This window comes from Janibacter indicus (assembly GCF_900176385.1).
Taxonomy (GTDB): domain Bacteria; phylum Actinomycetota; class Actinomycetes; order Actinomycetales; family Dermatophilaceae; genus Janibacter; species Janibacter indicus.
The window spans coordinates 55,779-69,541 of the sequence record NZ_FWXN01000006.1 but is presented as its reverse complement, the minus strand read 5'-3'; the positions used below and the strand labels follow the sequence as shown (position 1 = coordinate 69,541).

General features: G+C 73.0%; 13 protein-coding genes. 5 read left to right on the top strand and 8 right to left on the bottom strand.

What is annotated here, in order from left to right:
- Window positions 1-4: 4 nt before the first annotated feature.
- The 6 genes from B9B60_RS08365 to B9B60_RS08335 all read right to left on the bottom strand — a co-directional run bounded on the left by B9B60_RS08365 (window position 5) and on the right by B9B60_RS08335 (window position 7,501).
- Window positions 5-1,069 carry a phosphotransferase family protein gene (locus tag B9B60_RS08365; protein WP_084450865.1) on the bottom strand — a complete coding sequence of 355 codons (1,065 nt, stop codon included), beginning with the start codon at window positions 1,067-1,069 and terminating at the stop codon, window positions 5-7.
- Between the two features lie 202 nt (window positions 1,070-1,271).
- The gene (locus tag B9B60_RS08360; protein WP_084450864.1) at window positions 1,272-2,165 is read right to left on the bottom strand and encodes a diacylglycerol/lipid kinase family protein; all 894 of its coding nucleotides are present in this window, start codon (window positions 2,163-2,165) and stop codon (window positions 1,272-1,274) included.
- A 10-nt stretch (window positions 2,166-2,175) separates the two neighbouring features.
- On the bottom strand, window positions 2,176-3,426 hold the full coding sequence (locus tag B9B60_RS08355) for a beta-propeller fold lactonase family protein (protein WP_084450863.1): 1,251 nt from the start codon (window positions 3,424-3,426) through the stop codon (window positions 2,176-2,178).
- 933 nt (window positions 3,427-4,359) lie between these two features.
- Window positions 4,360-5,940 (bottom strand): ABC transporter permease, encoded by a 1,581-nt coding sequence (locus tag B9B60_RS08345; RefSeq protein WP_084450859.1) that lies wholly within the window; start codon window positions 5,938-5,940, stop codon window positions 4,360-4,362.
- Window positions 5,937-6,836: an ABC transporter ATP-binding protein gene (locus B9B60_RS08340; RefSeq protein ID WP_084450857.1), complete on the bottom strand. Its 900-nt coding sequence runs from the start codon at window positions 6,834-6,836 to the stop codon at window positions 5,937-5,939. The genes B9B60_RS08345 and B9B60_RS08340 overlap by 4 nt, the downstream gene beginning before the upstream one ends.
- Window positions 6,833-7,501 carry a TetR/AcrR family transcriptional regulator gene (locus tag B9B60_RS08335; protein ID WP_084450855.1) on the bottom strand — a complete coding sequence of 223 codons (669 nt, stop codon included), beginning with the start codon at window positions 7,499-7,501 and terminating at the stop codon, window positions 6,833-6,835. The genes B9B60_RS08340 and B9B60_RS08335 overlap by 4 nt, the downstream gene beginning before the upstream one ends.
- A 136-nt stretch (window positions 7,502-7,637) precedes the next feature.
- On the opposite strand from B9B60_RS08335, the gene B9B60_RS08330 reads away from it, so the two are divergent.
- The 3 genes from B9B60_RS08330 (at window position 7,638) to B9B60_RS08320 (ending at window position 10,055) form a co-directional block, all read left to right on the top strand.
- Complete coding sequence (locus B9B60_RS08330; RefSeq protein ID WP_084450853.1) at window positions 7,638-8,198, top strand: nucleotidyltransferase family protein; 561 nt, start codon at window positions 7,638-7,640, stop codon at window positions 8,196-8,198.
- Window positions 8,199-8,300: 102 nt separating this feature from the next.
- Complete coding sequence (locus B9B60_RS08325) at window positions 8,301-8,480, top strand: hypothetical protein (protein ID WP_084450852.1); 180 nt, start codon at window positions 8,301-8,303, stop codon at window positions 8,478-8,480.
- Between the two features lie 66 nt (window positions 8,481-8,546).
- A complete protein-coding gene (locus tag B9B60_RS08320; protein WP_084450850.1) occupies window positions 8,547-10,055 on the top strand; it encodes a DHA2 family efflux MFS transporter permease subunit in 1,509 nt (502 codons plus the stop codon).
- Between the two features lie 66 nt (window positions 10,056-10,121).
- Here the strand turns inward: B9B60_RS08320 and B9B60_RS08315 are convergent, their stop codons facing one another.
- Both B9B60_RS08315 and B9B60_RS08310 read right to left on the bottom strand, forming a co-directional pair.
- Window positions 10,122-10,457 carry an MGMT family protein gene (locus B9B60_RS08315; protein ID WP_084450848.1) on the bottom strand — a complete coding sequence of 112 codons (336 nt, stop codon included), beginning with the start codon at window positions 10,455-10,457 and terminating at the stop codon, window positions 10,122-10,124.
- A 25-nt stretch (window positions 10,458-10,482) separates the two neighbouring features.
- Window positions 10,483-11,154 (bottom strand): peptidylprolyl isomerase, encoded by a 672-nt coding sequence (locus tag B9B60_RS08310; RefSeq protein WP_084450846.1) that lies wholly within the window; start codon window positions 11,152-11,154, stop codon window positions 10,483-10,485.
- Between the two features lie 39 nt (window positions 11,155-11,193).
- Between B9B60_RS08310 and B9B60_RS08305 the strand changes: the two genes are divergently transcribed.
- On the top strand, window positions 11,194-12,114 hold the full coding sequence (locus B9B60_RS08305; protein WP_143445505.1) for an NAD(P)H-dependent flavin oxidoreductase: 921 nt from the start codon (window positions 11,194-11,196) through the stop codon (window positions 12,112-12,114).
- Window positions 12,115-12,145: 31 nt separating this feature from the next.
- Window positions 12,146-13,630 (top strand): hypothetical protein, encoded by a 1,485-nt coding sequence (locus tag B9B60_RS08300; protein WP_084450843.1) that lies wholly within the window; start codon window positions 12,146-12,148, stop codon window positions 13,628-13,630.
- The last annotated feature ends 133 nt before the right edge of the window (window positions 13,631-13,763 follow it).

The following is a 13,763-nucleotide window of genomic DNA, read 5'->3' as shown; positions in this document are numbered from 1 at the left end:
GGGATCAGCCGATGAGGGCGCGGCAGCGGGCGTCGAGATAGGTGACCATCGGTCCGAAGGCCGCGAAGCGCGGGTTGGTCGTGGCGCCGGAGACGTAGCGGGCGTAGATCTGCTGGGCGATGCCTGCGAGGCGGAAGAGGCCGAAGACCTCGTAGAAGGCCCACTCCCGAGCGCTCACCTCGAGTCCCCGTGCGGCGCAGTAGCGCTCGACGATCTCGGCGCGGGTGAGCATGCCCGGCAGGTGCGTCGGCTGCAGGCGAAGGGAGCGCATCGTCGCGTCGTCGTCGGCCTGGGCCCAGTAGGCGAGGGCCCCGCCGAGGTCCATGAGCGGGTCGCCGACGGTCGCCAGCTCCCAGTCGAGGACCCCGACGACGCGCGTCGGGTCGGCAGCGTCGAGGACGAGGTTGTCGAGGCGGAAGTCGTTGTGGATCAAGGCATGCGGCCGATCGGCCGGCTCGTGCTCGGCCAGCCAGGCCATGACGTCCTCGAAGTCCGGGACATCGTCGGTCGCCGCTGCGCGGTAGCGGGAGGACCACCCTTCGACCTGGCGGTGGACGTAGCCGTCGCCGCGGTCGAGGGCCGCGAGCTGCGGCACGGCGGTGACGTCGACCTCGTGCAGCTCGACGAGCGTCGCCAGCGCGGCCTCGCACAGGGCGGTGGCCTGCTCGGGGGTGAGGGTGACGCCGTCGGGCAGGTCGCGGCCGAGGATCGTGCCCTCGAGCTTGTCCATGACGTAGAAGTCGCTGCCGAGGACCTCGGGGTCCGTGCACAGCCCGACCATCCGCGGCACGTGGGGGAAGACGGGGTGCAGCGCCGCCTGCAGGTCGTGCTCGCGGTGCATGTTGTGCGCGCTGCCGCCGAGGGCCCCGTGGGGTGGGCGACGCAGCACGAGCGCCCCGGTGGGCCAGCGCAGCTCGTAGGTGAGGTTGGACGCCCCGGAGTCGAACTGCCGCACCTCCGGCTCGCCCTCCAGCACCCCGACGACCTCCGGGTCGCCGTGCTCGCGCAGCCACGCGCTCACCCGCGCCACGTCGAAGGCGTCCTCCTCACGCACCGCTCCCGCACTCATCGCCGCTCCTGTCCTGAACCCGGGTTCATGTCGCCCGACCCTACCTGCCGCAGGATGAAGGGGGGGTGGCTGCGCATCGAGCGGACGGCGAGGAGGGTTGGCGCAGCGTCAAGCCGAACCCTGGCGGGCCTGTCCTTCGTGCTCCTGTCGGCCGCCGCATCGACCCAGCCGCTGGGGGCCCGCTGCCCGCGGGCAGTGGTGCTCAGCCCGCGACGCGGATCGCCAGCGCGTGCTCCTCGCACCGCACGAGCAGTCGCCGGGCCGGGCCGACCACGTCACCGTCGAGCTGCACGTGCAGCGGCTGCTCACTCGTCACCTCGACTTCCCGCGACGCGCGGGTCGCCAGGCCGGCGACGTCACCGGGGAGGCGGAAGACCCCCTTCGCCGCGACGCCGAGCCACTGCCCGGGACGTCGCACCGTCACCTCGAGCACGTGGAAGAGCCCGTCGTCGACGAGCCCGCCCGGCGCGATCCGCACGCCGGCCCGCACCCGTTCGCAGTTGGCTGCGAGGACGCTCCACACCCGCAGGTGCTCGGCCTCGCCGTCGTCGTGACGGACCGTCACCGGCACCGGGCGCCGCAGCGCCTTGACCGCCGCCGGCGCGACATAGGCCGGCCAGCCGATGCGCTCCTTGAGGGTCGGGTTGGTCGCCGCCACCGTCGCCGCGTCGTGGCCCATCCCCGCCAGCACGACGAAGGGGAGGTCCCTCGCCTCGTCGTCGACCCGCGCGATGCCCAGGTCCACGGGTCGGGCGCGGCCGGTCAGCGCGACCTCGACGGCCCCCTCGACGGTGCGCGGCAGGTCGAGGTTGTGGGCGAGGAGGTTGGCCGTGCCGATCGGCACGATGCCCAGGTCGACCCCGGTGCCGCCGAGGGCGTGGGCGACGTGCCGCACGGTGCCGTCGCCGCCGGCCGCGACGACGAGCTCGGCGCCGGCCTCGACCGCGGCGCGGGCCTGGCCGTGACCGCAGTCGTCGCGGGTCGTCAGGTGGACGTCGGGGTCCGGCCAGCCGGCCGCCTGGGCCGCGGCGACTACCGCCTCGAGCGCGCGCTCCCAGCCCCCCTTCGAGGGGTTGAGGACGAGCGCGGCCCTCATGGCGCGGTCCTCACAGGGTCCGCGAGTCGTCGAAGACGATGATCGAGCCGCCGTAGCTGGCGACCCACACGCGCTTCTTCGTGGGCTCGTAGGTGATGCCGATGGGCAGCGCGTCGGTCTTCTCGGTCTGCACGACCTCGAAGTCCTTGGTCCGGATCTTGCTCACCGTGCTGCTGCCGTAGTTGCCGACGTAGATCGCGCCGCCGTCGGGGCTGATCGCCATCGAGCGCGGCTCGGACCCGACCTGCACCTCGCGCAGGGTCTTGCCGGTCGTGGCGTCCACCTCGCTCACGGTACCCGCGCCGTTGTTGGAGATGTAGAGCTTCGAGCCGTCGGGCGAGACGAGCAGGTGGCGCGGTCCGTCGCCGGTCGCGGCGAAGTCGCTGACCTTGCCGGACTCGAGGTCGACCCGCACCGTCTTGTCCGAGCCCATGACGGCGACGAAGGCGACCTTGTCGTCGGGCGTGATGGCGATGCCGCGGGGGTGCTTGCCGTCGATGGGGATCGTGGTGACGACCTCTCCCTTCGCCGTGTCGACGACGTCGAGGTCCATGGAGCACCAGTTGGTCACCAGGACCTTGCTGCCGTCGTGGGTCGCCGCGACGTACTTGGGCACGGCGCCGACCCGCACGACGTCCTTGATCTCCAGGCTGTCGGTGTCGATCTTGTAGAGGTAGCTGTCGGAGATGCCCTCGGGGCCGGTGCACGCGTCGGCACCCTCGGGGGAGAAGCCCTCGCCGTACATCGCGTAGTTGCTCACCCACGCGGTCTTGCCGTCGGGGCTGAAGGCCATCTCGACCGGCGCGCCCTTGCTCGTGCCCGGGTGGCCCTTGACCCCGAAGTCGGAGAGCTTCACCGCGTCCGAGATCGTCTTCTCGATGGCGCCGTCGGGGGTGAGCGCGGTGACCGAGTGGCTGTACATCATGTTCTGCGCGAAGACGTGACCCGTGGGCGAGGCGACGACCGACTTGGGCGTCATGGCGCCGGTGAGCCGCTGGATGCGCACCATCGACGAGTCGGCGGGTGCGGCCTCCTTGCCCTGCTTCTGCGCCGGCTTGACCGCGGGCGCCGCCTTTTCGACCTTGGCCGGGGCCGCGCGCTTCGCGGGGGCGGCCACCTGCTGGGGCGTGCCGGCGGAGGCGGTCTCGTCGCCGCCGACGAGCCGGCCGATGCACACGACGAGGACGATGAGCACGACGATGAGCACGGCCATGGCGACACGACGTCGCTTGACGTAGACCGGGTCGTTGTTGATCTTCACGGGGCACCTCGGAGTCGGTTTCCCAGCAACCTAGGGCCGGTGCGGCCGCGGCCGGGGGAGGCGCACCGGCCCTGACCGATCCTGTCCCAAAGGCTGACGAAGGGAGCGACCTTCGGCCGATGTGCCGTCCACCGGCCTCTTCGTAGCCTCGTCGTCATGGGAGGCAGTCAGGTCTACGAGATGGTCATCGACGGGCGTCGGCACCGCGTCGAGACCTCCGTCGGCGACGGCTGGAGCAACTCGGCGACGTGGTGGGTCGACGACGAGGAGCTGGCCACCGCGAGGTCCTCCACGGCCGACAACCTCTACCTCGTCGCGGACGAGGGCCACGAGCTCGCCGACGAGGTCGGTGCCGTGCGCGCTCGCTTCACCACCCTGAGCAAGCCGGTCCGCGCGACGTGGTTCGAGGGAGACCGCTCGGCCGCGGAGGCCAAGGCCCAGGTCGGCGTCGGCGGGCTCGACCTCGTGCCCGAGCCGGGGTCGCCGGCCGCGGTACGTGAGGAGCGGATGCGGGCCAGGCCGCGGCTCTACGCTGCCCGGCACGTCGCGGCCGGGGTGGGCAAGGTCGTCATCCCGATCCTGCTCGCCGCGCTCGCGGCCCGCTTCGTCGTGTCGATCCCGTGGCCCGACTGGGACCTGCCGAGCATCCCGATGCCGGACCTCGGCCTGCCGAGCATCCCGTGGCCTTCGATCGACCTGCCCGCGATCCCGTGGCCGGACTGGACCGCGCCCGGGTGGCTCGTCTGGATCCTCGACCACGCGAAGTACATCCTCCCGATCCTCGCCGGCCTCTTCCTGGCCCGGGCCGAGATCCGGCGCCGCCAGGACCAGGACGCCGAGCGTGCGCGGAGGGGCGCAGGGGGCCCCTCCGCGCAGGGCTCGGACCGGTCCGGCGAGGACCGCGTGAGCGAGGAGCGGTCGGGCAAGGACCCGTCAGCGGTGCGGGACGTCCCGGCGGCGGAAGCCGACGACGCCGAGCACAGCGAGGGCCAGTCCGCCGACCCCGGCGACGACCGACCCGGTGACGTCGACCGCCTCCGCCGGGACGTTGCCGACGAGGCCGAAGGGGGCCCACTCGACCAGCCCCGCAGGTAGGTCGAGCCCCGGGCCCATGTAGCCGATGACCGCGGCCACGGCGAAGACCGCCCAGACGGCCGGCTGCCACCGCGGGACCCAGCCGAAGAGGGCGAGCGAGAGTCCACCGAGCAGGAGCATGACCGGCAGGTGCTGGGCGGCGGCCGTGACGAGGGTGGGCACCCAGGACGAGTCGCCCAGTGCCGCAGCGGTGCTCACCGCGAGGGCGATGGCGCCGGCGGCGCCGACGACGAGGGTCCCGCCGGCGACGACGAGCAGGTGCGGGGCCAGCCAGGCGGTCCGGCTCCGGGCTTCGCTCAGCTGCAGCTCGAGGCGGCCTGAGGTCTCCTCGCCGCGCAACGACCCGAGCGACTGGAGCACGTAGCCGCCGACGAGCATCGACAGCAGCAGGACGAACATCGCGGCCATCGGCTCGACGATGCTGCTCGTGTCCCCGCCGATCCACACCTCGAGGTCGGGGTTGCCGGTGATCGCGTCGATGACCGTCTGCATGAGCGAGCCGTAGGTGCCCATGAGCACGGCGACGAGCACCGCCCAGCCGAGCGTCACCGTGCGGTGCTCGCGCAGCGCGAGGCCCAGGGGTGCGACGAGCCCGGCGCTCGCCCGGCGCGGCCCGGTGCGGGGGGCGACGAGCGAGCCGCCGACGTCGCGGCGGGTCGAGAGGCGGAGGGCGGCGGCGATGAGCAGCGCGGCGGTGGCCAGGCTCAGGACGAAGGGGAGCGCTCGCGTCTCCCCGAAGGCCGCCACCTCGTCGTACCAGCCGAGCGGGCTGAGCCACAGCACCCACGTGCTGTCGACGGCGCCGACGCCACGGACGAGGTAGGAGACCAGGGCGACCGCCAGGCTCGCCGCCCAGACGGTGCGCCCGTGCCCGAAGGCCTGGGCAGCGACGGCGGCGACCCCGACGTGGACCGCGCCGAGGCAGGCGAGGGCCGCGCCGTAGACGAGGGAACCGGTGGGGTCGGCGTCGGCGGCGAGGAAGGCCAGGGCCGAGAGCACCCCGACACCCACGAGGGCGGCCAGGGCGAGACCGATCGCCGCGACGAGCGGTGCCTGTCGCCCCACGCGGGAGGCGAGGAGCAGCTCGAGCCGCCCGGCCTCCTCCTCGCGACGGGTGCCGCGGACGGTCAGCGCGGTCGCGAGGAGCGGGATGGCGAAGGCGACGACGAAGCCGAGCTCGTTGACGAGGACCCCGCCGAGGGTGTCGGTGCCGGCGACGTCGCCGTTGAGCACCCGCATGCCGGGGCCCGCCGTGGTCTCGGCGTAGGAGCGCAGCTTGTCGGGGGTGTCGTAGAGGCCGGTGATCGAGGTCGTCGTGAGCAGCACGACCGCGGTGAGGCCGAGGACCCAGGCGAGCACGACCTTCCACCCGGTGCGCCACTGCACCCGCAGGCTGGTCCCCACCCCGGCGATGCTCATGCCGACACCCGGTACTGCTCAAGGAAGAGGTCGTCCAGGCTCGGCGGCTGGATCGTCAGGGTGTGCACGCCCGCGGCGTGCAGCCGCCCGACGACGTCGGAGACGGCGTGCGCCTCGACGTGGCAGCGGGTCTCGACGCGGCCGTCGACACTCCCTTCGTCCAGGGCGGTGACGCCGTCGAGCCCGGTGAGCCCGGGGGAGGAGTCGGTGACCGCGTGGACCCGGCTGCTCGTACTGCGGCGCAGGTCGGCCAGCGTGCCGGTCGTCACCGTGCGGCCGGCGCGGATGATGCTCACCCGGTCGGCGAGCGCCTCGACCTCGCCGAGGATGTGGCTCGAGAGCAGCACGGTCGTGCCGCCGGCGACGCGCTCGCGGACGACCTCCTGGAAGACCTGCTCCATGAGCGGGTCGAGGCCGGAGGTCGGCTCGTCGAGCAGCAGCAGGTCGACGTCGGCGGCTAGGGCGGAGATGAGCGAGACCTTCTGCTTGTTGCCGGTGGAGTAGTCGCGGGTCCGCTTGCGGGTGTCGAGGTCGAAGCGCTCGACGAGATCACGGCGACGCCCTTCGTCGAGGCCGCCGTGCGCCCGCCCGAGGACGTCGATGCACTGGCCGCCGGTCAGGCCGGGCCAGAGTGTGACGCCGGCCGGCACGTAGGCCAGCCGGCGGTGCAGCGCGACGGCATCGCGCCACGGGTCGCCGCCGAGCACGGTGATCCGGCCGGCATCGGCGCGAGTCAGGCCGAGCAGGACCCGGATCGTCGTCGACTTGCCGGCACCGTTGGGGCCGAGGAAGCCGTGCACCTCGCCGGCCTCGACGTGCAGGTCGAGACCGTCGAGGGCGTGGGTGCTGCCATAGGTCTTGTGCAGGCCCTCGGCATGGATGACGGCGTCGCTCATGCGGACTCCTCGGACGAAGGGGGTGGGGTCCCGATGCCGCCGTCTGCGGCTGTATCGGGTGTGGGCAAGATTGCTGCATAGAAGCGCATCGCCTCGTCGCCCCAGCGGGCGAGGCCCTCGCCGCGCAGCGGGTCGACGCCGAGGATCTGGCGCCAGTGGTCGGCGAGGAAGAGGGTGCCGAGGTCGGACGACATCGCCAGCGCCGCGCGCATCTCGGGGTCGGGGCCGGCGACGAGCTTGCCGGCGGCGTCCCAGATGCGGAAGACCTCGACGGTGCGCCGGTGCCACGCGGTGAGCAGCTCGGTCGCGAGCGGGTCACCACTCATGAGGATGCGGCGCAGGTAGGGCACGATCGGGGAGCCCTCCGGCAGCGCCTGCTGGAGCATCTCGCCAATGGACGACCACTCGGCGGCCTGCATGTCGGCGGCGAGGTCGGTGTCGGTCGACAGGTCGAAGAGTTCGTCCATCCAGGCGCGCACGTGCTCGACCACCGCCTCGCGCAGCCCGGCCTTGGACCCGAAGTGGTGGACCACGAGTGCCGGCGACACCTCGGCCCGCTCGGCGATCTGCCGCATCGTCACGGCGTCCTCGCCGCGCTCGGCGAAGAGCTGGAGCGCGGCATCGCGCACCCGCGCCCGTCCGGTGCGATCGTCGACTGAACTCATGTTCAGCAGGCTAAACCCGCGTTCAGTACTCGGTCAAGGAGTCCGCATTGCCCTACGGCAATGCGGACTCCACACGGCATTGCCGTAGGGCAATGCGCGATCCCGCTCCCTGCCTCTCGAGATTTAGGCTGCCCGTATGGCCCTCGTCCACGGACTCCTCCTCGCCGCCGGCGCCGGTCGTCGGATGGGCCGGCCCAAGGCCCTCGTCACCGACCCCGACGGCACCTCGTGGCTGGCCCGGGCGGTGTCCGTGCTGGACGAAGGGGGCTGTGCCGCAACGCTCGTCGTGCTGGGAGCGAGCGGGGAGCAAGCGGAGCTGGACCTGCCACGCACCTCGTGGACGCAGTGCCCGGACTGGGCGAAGGGGGTGGGTCACTCCCTTCGTCATGGCTTGCGTGTGCTCGGCGAGGGTGGGGCCGATGCCGCCCTGGTCCACCTCGTCGACCTGCCGGACGTCACCGCGGCGGTGGCGCGGCGGCTGCTCGGGGGAGAGGTGGGCAGCGGCTCCCTTCGACGGGCGGTGTACTCCGGGAGGCCCGGTCACCCGGTGCTCCTCGGCCGTGACCACTGGGCGCCGCTCGTCGCCGAGCTCGACGGCGACCGGGGGGCCGCGGACTACCTGCGGCGGCGCGACGCCGAGACCGTCGAGTGCGCCGACCTCGCGACCGGTCAGGACGTCGACCGGCCTCAGGCGTGAGTGTGGTGGATCGGGCCGCCCCGGTCCGACAGCCATGACCCCGCGCCGCCCCAGCGCAGCGAGCTGAGCCGGGCGATCTCGTCGTCGGGGCGGCGCAAGGTCGTGAAGATCACCGCGCTCGGTGAATCGGAGCTCAAGCGCACCCGGGCGGCGCGGGCGAAGCTCGACGAGCGACTCTTTGCCCACAACCCCCGACGCAAGCAGGAGATCATGGCCGAGCTCAACGAGCTCAGCGATCGTTGGGCCGAGCTCGCTGCGGAACTCGCGGCGGCCGAGGACTGACGAGGTCCGACGAGGTCCGACGAGACGGTCGCGGGACTGTCGGGCCCGAGGCGTAGCGTCGGGCCCATGACGACCCAGGCGGGCCAGGCGCCCGTGCTCAGCGACGACGAGTTCCCCGACAACCCGTGGCCGGCGCTGTGGGCCCTGGTCGTCGGCTTCTTCATGATCCTCGTCGACGTCTCGATCGTCTCGATCGCGACGCCGGCGCTCATGGAGTCCTTCGACACGGGCATCGAGCCGGTGCTGTGGGTGACGAGCGCCTACCTGCTCGCCTACGCGGTGCCGCTGCTCATCACCGGGCGCTTCGGCGACCGCTTCGGGCCCAAGCGGCTCTACCTCACCGGCCTGGCGATCTTCACCCTCGCCTCGCTCGCCTGCGGGCTCGCCCCGACCATCGGCTGGCTCATCGGCGCACGCGTCGTCCAGGGCCTCGGTGCGTCGATGATGACCCCGCAGACGATGGCCGTCATCACCCGCACCTTCCCGCCCGCGCGGCGCGGGTCCGCGATGGCCCTGTGGGGTGCGACCGCGGGCGTCGCCTTCCTCGTCGGCCCGCTGCTCGGCGGCCTGCTCCTCGACTCGGCCGGCTGGGAGTGGATCTTCTTCATCAACGTGCCCGTCGGGATCATCGGCTTCGTCGCCGCGGCCCGGCTCGTGCCGCGGCTGCAGCAGCACGCGCACCAGATGGACTGGGTCGGCGTCGGCCTGTCGGCGGTCGGGCTCTTCCTCGTGATCTTCGGCCTGCAGGAGGGTGAGGGCCACGACTGGGGCCAGATCGTCGGGCCGCTCACCGTCCCGATGCTCATCGGCGCCGGGGTGCTCGTGCTCGTCGGCTTCGTCGTGTGGCAGGCGCGAGGGCCGGCCGAGCCGCTCGTGCCGCTCGGGCTCTTCCGCGACCGCAACTTCTCGCTGTCCAACCTGGCGATCACGACGATGGGCCTGTCGGTGACGGCGATGATGTTCCCGCTGCTCGTGTGGCTGCAGAGCGTGCGTGGCTACACGCCGACCGAGGCCGCGCTGCTCATGTCCCCGCAGGCCATCGCCTCGATCGCGCTCGCCCGCCCGGTCGGCCAGCTCGTCGACCGGATCCACCCGCGGGTGCTGCCGACGCTGGGCCTGGGCGGCTTTGCCGTAACGCTCTTCGTCCTCTCGCGCCTGATGACCCCCGACTCGTCGATCGTCGCGGTGTGCGTCGCGATGACCTTCATCGGGGTCACGGGTGCGTGCATCTGGGGTCCGCTCGCGACGACGGCCAACCGCAACCTGCCGATCCACCTCGCCGGCGCCGGCTCGGGCATCTACAACACGACCCGCCAGGTCGGCTCGGTCATCGGGTCCGCGGCCATCGCGGCGCTCATGTCCGCGCGCATCGCCTCCCACCTCGGCCCGCAGGCGGCCGAGCGCTTCGGCTCGGGCGAAGGGAGCGCCGCCGCCGGTCCCGCAACCCTGCCCCCGCAGGTCGCCAAAGCGCTGTCGTCCGCCTTCGCCGAGTCGCTGCTCCTGCCCGCCGCGGTCCTCGTGCTCGGGGCGGTGGCCGCCCTGGCTCTGGAGCAGATGCGGCACCAGCGCGGCTGACTCCCTTCGGTTGAGGTACCTCGGTGCGCTGGGACTCACTCTCATACATCGGCTCGCGCGCCCCGCTCACCCCAGGTCGGTGACCGCGGCCTCCCACGCGGCGGCCAGCGCCTCCAGATCTGCCCGGTGGTCACGGATCCGGCAGCCGAGCGCATTGGGCTTGACCTCGATGCCCTCGACCGCCCACTCGATGAAGGCCGCCTGCCGCAGGTGCGAGGGCAGGTCGCCCGACGCATTGGTCACCCGCCACCACGTGACGTTGCTGCCGTAGACGCGCATGATCGAGCCGACCTGGCGCGGGCCGGTGCCGACGAGTGCGGCGAGGTCGCCGTAGGAGACGACCCGGCCCCGGGGCACGAGCTCGACCGCCCGCAGCACCCGCTCGACGAGGACGTCGTCCACGGCTCCTCCGTCCTCGGCCCGGGGCCTACTTCTCCGCGATCGTCACGCTCTCGATGGTGTGCACCGTGGCGGGGGCGCCGTCGCCGGCGGACCCGTCGGCCTCGATCTTCTCCACGGCGTCCATCCCCTGCGTCACCTTGCCGAAGAGGCTGTAGCTCGGCGGCAGCTGCACGCCCGCGTCGCCGGTGATGATGAAGAACTGCGAGCCGTTGGTGTTGGCGCCCGCATTGGCCATGGCGACCGACCCGATCTCGTAGTCGCCCTGCTCCGGCAGCTCGTCGTCGAACTCGTAGCCCGGCCCGCCGCTGCCGTCGCCCGAGGGGTCGCCGCCCTGCGCCATGAAGTCCTTGATGACCCGGTGGAAGGTCAGCCCGTCGTAGTACTTGTAGCGCGAGAGCACGACGAAGTTGTTGACCGACTTCGGCGCCTGCTTCGCGTCGAGCTCGATCGTCACCTCACCGGCGTCGGTCGTCATCGTCGCCGTGTAGGTCTTCGCCTCGTCGATGCACATCGGCGGCGCCTGCTCGAAGCTCGTGGCCCGCACCTCGGCGCCGCCCTCCGGCGGGCACTCGGTCTCGCCGCTGATCGCCGTGGTTTCGGCACCGGACGACCCGTCGTCGCCGGACCCGTCGTCGGAGCCGCACCCGGCGAGGGCGAGCACGGCGGAGGCGGCGAGGGCGGCGGCGCGTCGGGTCATGGGCCGGAGTCTAGGAGTGCACGGAGCATGATGAGGGACATGTTCGCCATCACCGACCTGCTCGGCACGACCCACCCGATCATCAGCGCCCCCATGGCCGGCGTCGCCGGCGGCCGCCTCGCGCACGCCGTCTCCGCGGCGGGCGGGCTCGGAATGATCGGCGCCCGCGGCACCTCGTCGCCGGAGTGGATCGCCGAGCAGGCGGCGATCGCGGGAGAGGGGGCCACCCCCTTCGGCATCGGGCTCATGGCGTGGGTGCCGCAGCTCGACGAGCAGATCGACGCGATCACCTCGCTCACCGGCCTGTCGCGGCCCAAGCTCGTGTCGGTCTCCTTCGGCGACCTCGTCGAACCCGTCCGGCGCCTGCACGAGTGGGGCCTGCTCGTCGCCTGCCAGGTCGGCAACGCGGCCGATCTCGAGCAGGCGATCGAGGCGCGCGCCGACATCATCGTCGCCCGCGGTGGCGAAGGGGGCGGACACGGCCGTGACGAGGTGGCCACCGACGACCTGCTCGCGATGGCGCTGGCCGCGACCGAACGCCCGGTGCTCGCTGCCGGCGGCATCACGACCGCCGCCGACGTCGCCCGCGTCATGGGTGCCGGCGCTGCCGGCGTGTGGTGCGGCACCCCCTTCCTCACCTGCGTCGAGGCGGACAACACCTCCGCAGCCAAGGCCGCGCTCGTTGCCGCCGACGTCACCCGCTACTCGCGCGTGCACGACGTCGCGCAGGGCCTCGCGTGGCCACGGGAGTTCGGCGGGCGGGCGGTGGACACTCCCTTCGTCCAGCGGTGGGCCGGTGACGAGGACGCGATGACCGACGCCGCCCGCGCCGAGCACGCCGACGGCCGGGAGCGCGGCGACACCGGCTACACCCCGCTCTACGCCGGGGTGGGCGTCGACCGGCTCACCGCCGAGACCGACGCAGCGAGCGTCGTGCGGTCCCTCGTGGACGTCATTTGATCTGACGTGAGCGCCGTCACAGGATGAGGGCATGAGCGACGAGACCACCGCGGGTGTGCACTTCCCGGCCGACGACCAGGGCAAGCGGTCGACGACCACGACGACGAAGGGAGTGCTCGCGGACTCGGTCCGTGGCGTCGACCCCGCGCTCGCCGAGCGCATCGACGGCGCCCGCGAGTGGCGTACCGACTACGTCGACCTCGTCCACGACGTCACCGCCGCCAGCGCCCGCTCGACCGAGGCCGCGCGCCGGATCGCCGCCGACGGGCTCGCCTCGATGCGGCGCCGGATGGTCCTCGTCGACGACGCCGGCAGCGAGGTGCCCCTCGACGAGGCGCACGCGGGGATGCCCACCGGGGCGGCCCCCTTCGGCACCGAGAGCGTCCGCGGCACGGCCGAGCCGGTCACCGAGCTGCGCGTCCCCGTCGGCGGTCGCGAGCTCGCCGGCGAGGAGCTGCGCGGTCAGCTCGGGGCCTGGGTCGACGCCGGGCTCGTCGAGCCCTCCTTCGCCGAGGCGGTCGGTGAGGTCATCGACCACCCGGAGTGGCTGGCTCTGCCCGGCCACCGCGCGCTGCTCGTCGGGGCCGGTGCCGAGATGGGGCCGCTCGAGACGCTGCTGTCGTGGGGCGCCGACGTGCTCGCCATCGACCTGCCGCGCAGCCGCGCCTGGCGCTACAAGAAGGGTCTGGCCAGCCGAGGTGCCGGCACCCTGACCTTCCCCGTCGACGCTGCGGGCGACTCCGGCGCCGACGTCGTCCACCAGCCCGGCCAGGTCCTGGAGTGGGTGCGCCGGGTGCGCGGCGACGAGCCGCTCGCCGTCGGCATGCACGCCTACGCCGACTCGGGGGTGCACGTGCGGGTGAGCGCCGCGATGGACCTGCTCATGGGCGAGCTGACCGACGACGACGCGCGGACCGCGCTCGCCTGGCTGGCGACGCCGACCGACGCCTTCGTCGTGCCGCCGGAGGTCGTCGAGGAGTCCCGGCGCCGTTGGGCCGCACGGGGGTTCGCGCTCAAGGGGGTGCAGGCGCCGGCCCGCGCGCTGGGCCGCGGGCGGCTCTTCGCGCCGGCCTACCGCGACGCCCGTGCGGGGGAGTCCGGCATCGCCGACGTCCTCGTGCCGCAGCAGGGCCCCAACTACGCGGTCGCCAAGCGGCTGCAGCGCTGGCGGGGTGTCGCCGCCGAGGGCGCCGGGCAGACCGTCTCCTTCAACGTCGCGCCGGCGACGTGGACCCGATCGGTGACCAAGAACCCCGTGCTCGGCGCGGCCTACGGCGGCGCCCACCACTTCGGGGTCGAGGTCTTCCGCCCCGAGACGGTGCGCCCCCTCATGGCGGCGCTGCTCGTGCGCGACCTCGTACGGGAGACCCCGCAGCGCGCGCACCCGGAGGAGCTCTTCAGCGAGGCCGCGGCCCACGGCGGCCTGTGGCGCGTGGGCTACGAGCCCAAGACCGCGCTCGAGGTCGCCGCCGTGGCCGGCCTGCCCGGCTCCCTTCGCCGGCGACTGCGGGGGTGAGGGGTGCCCCCTTCGCCTCATGATTTACGGGTGACCCGAGAATCTGCCCCTTCGCAAGAGTTTGAAACCCTGGCGAAGGGGCAGTTTTCCGGGTGACCCGATATTCGTGTGGCGCGTGAGGTGACCGCCAGCC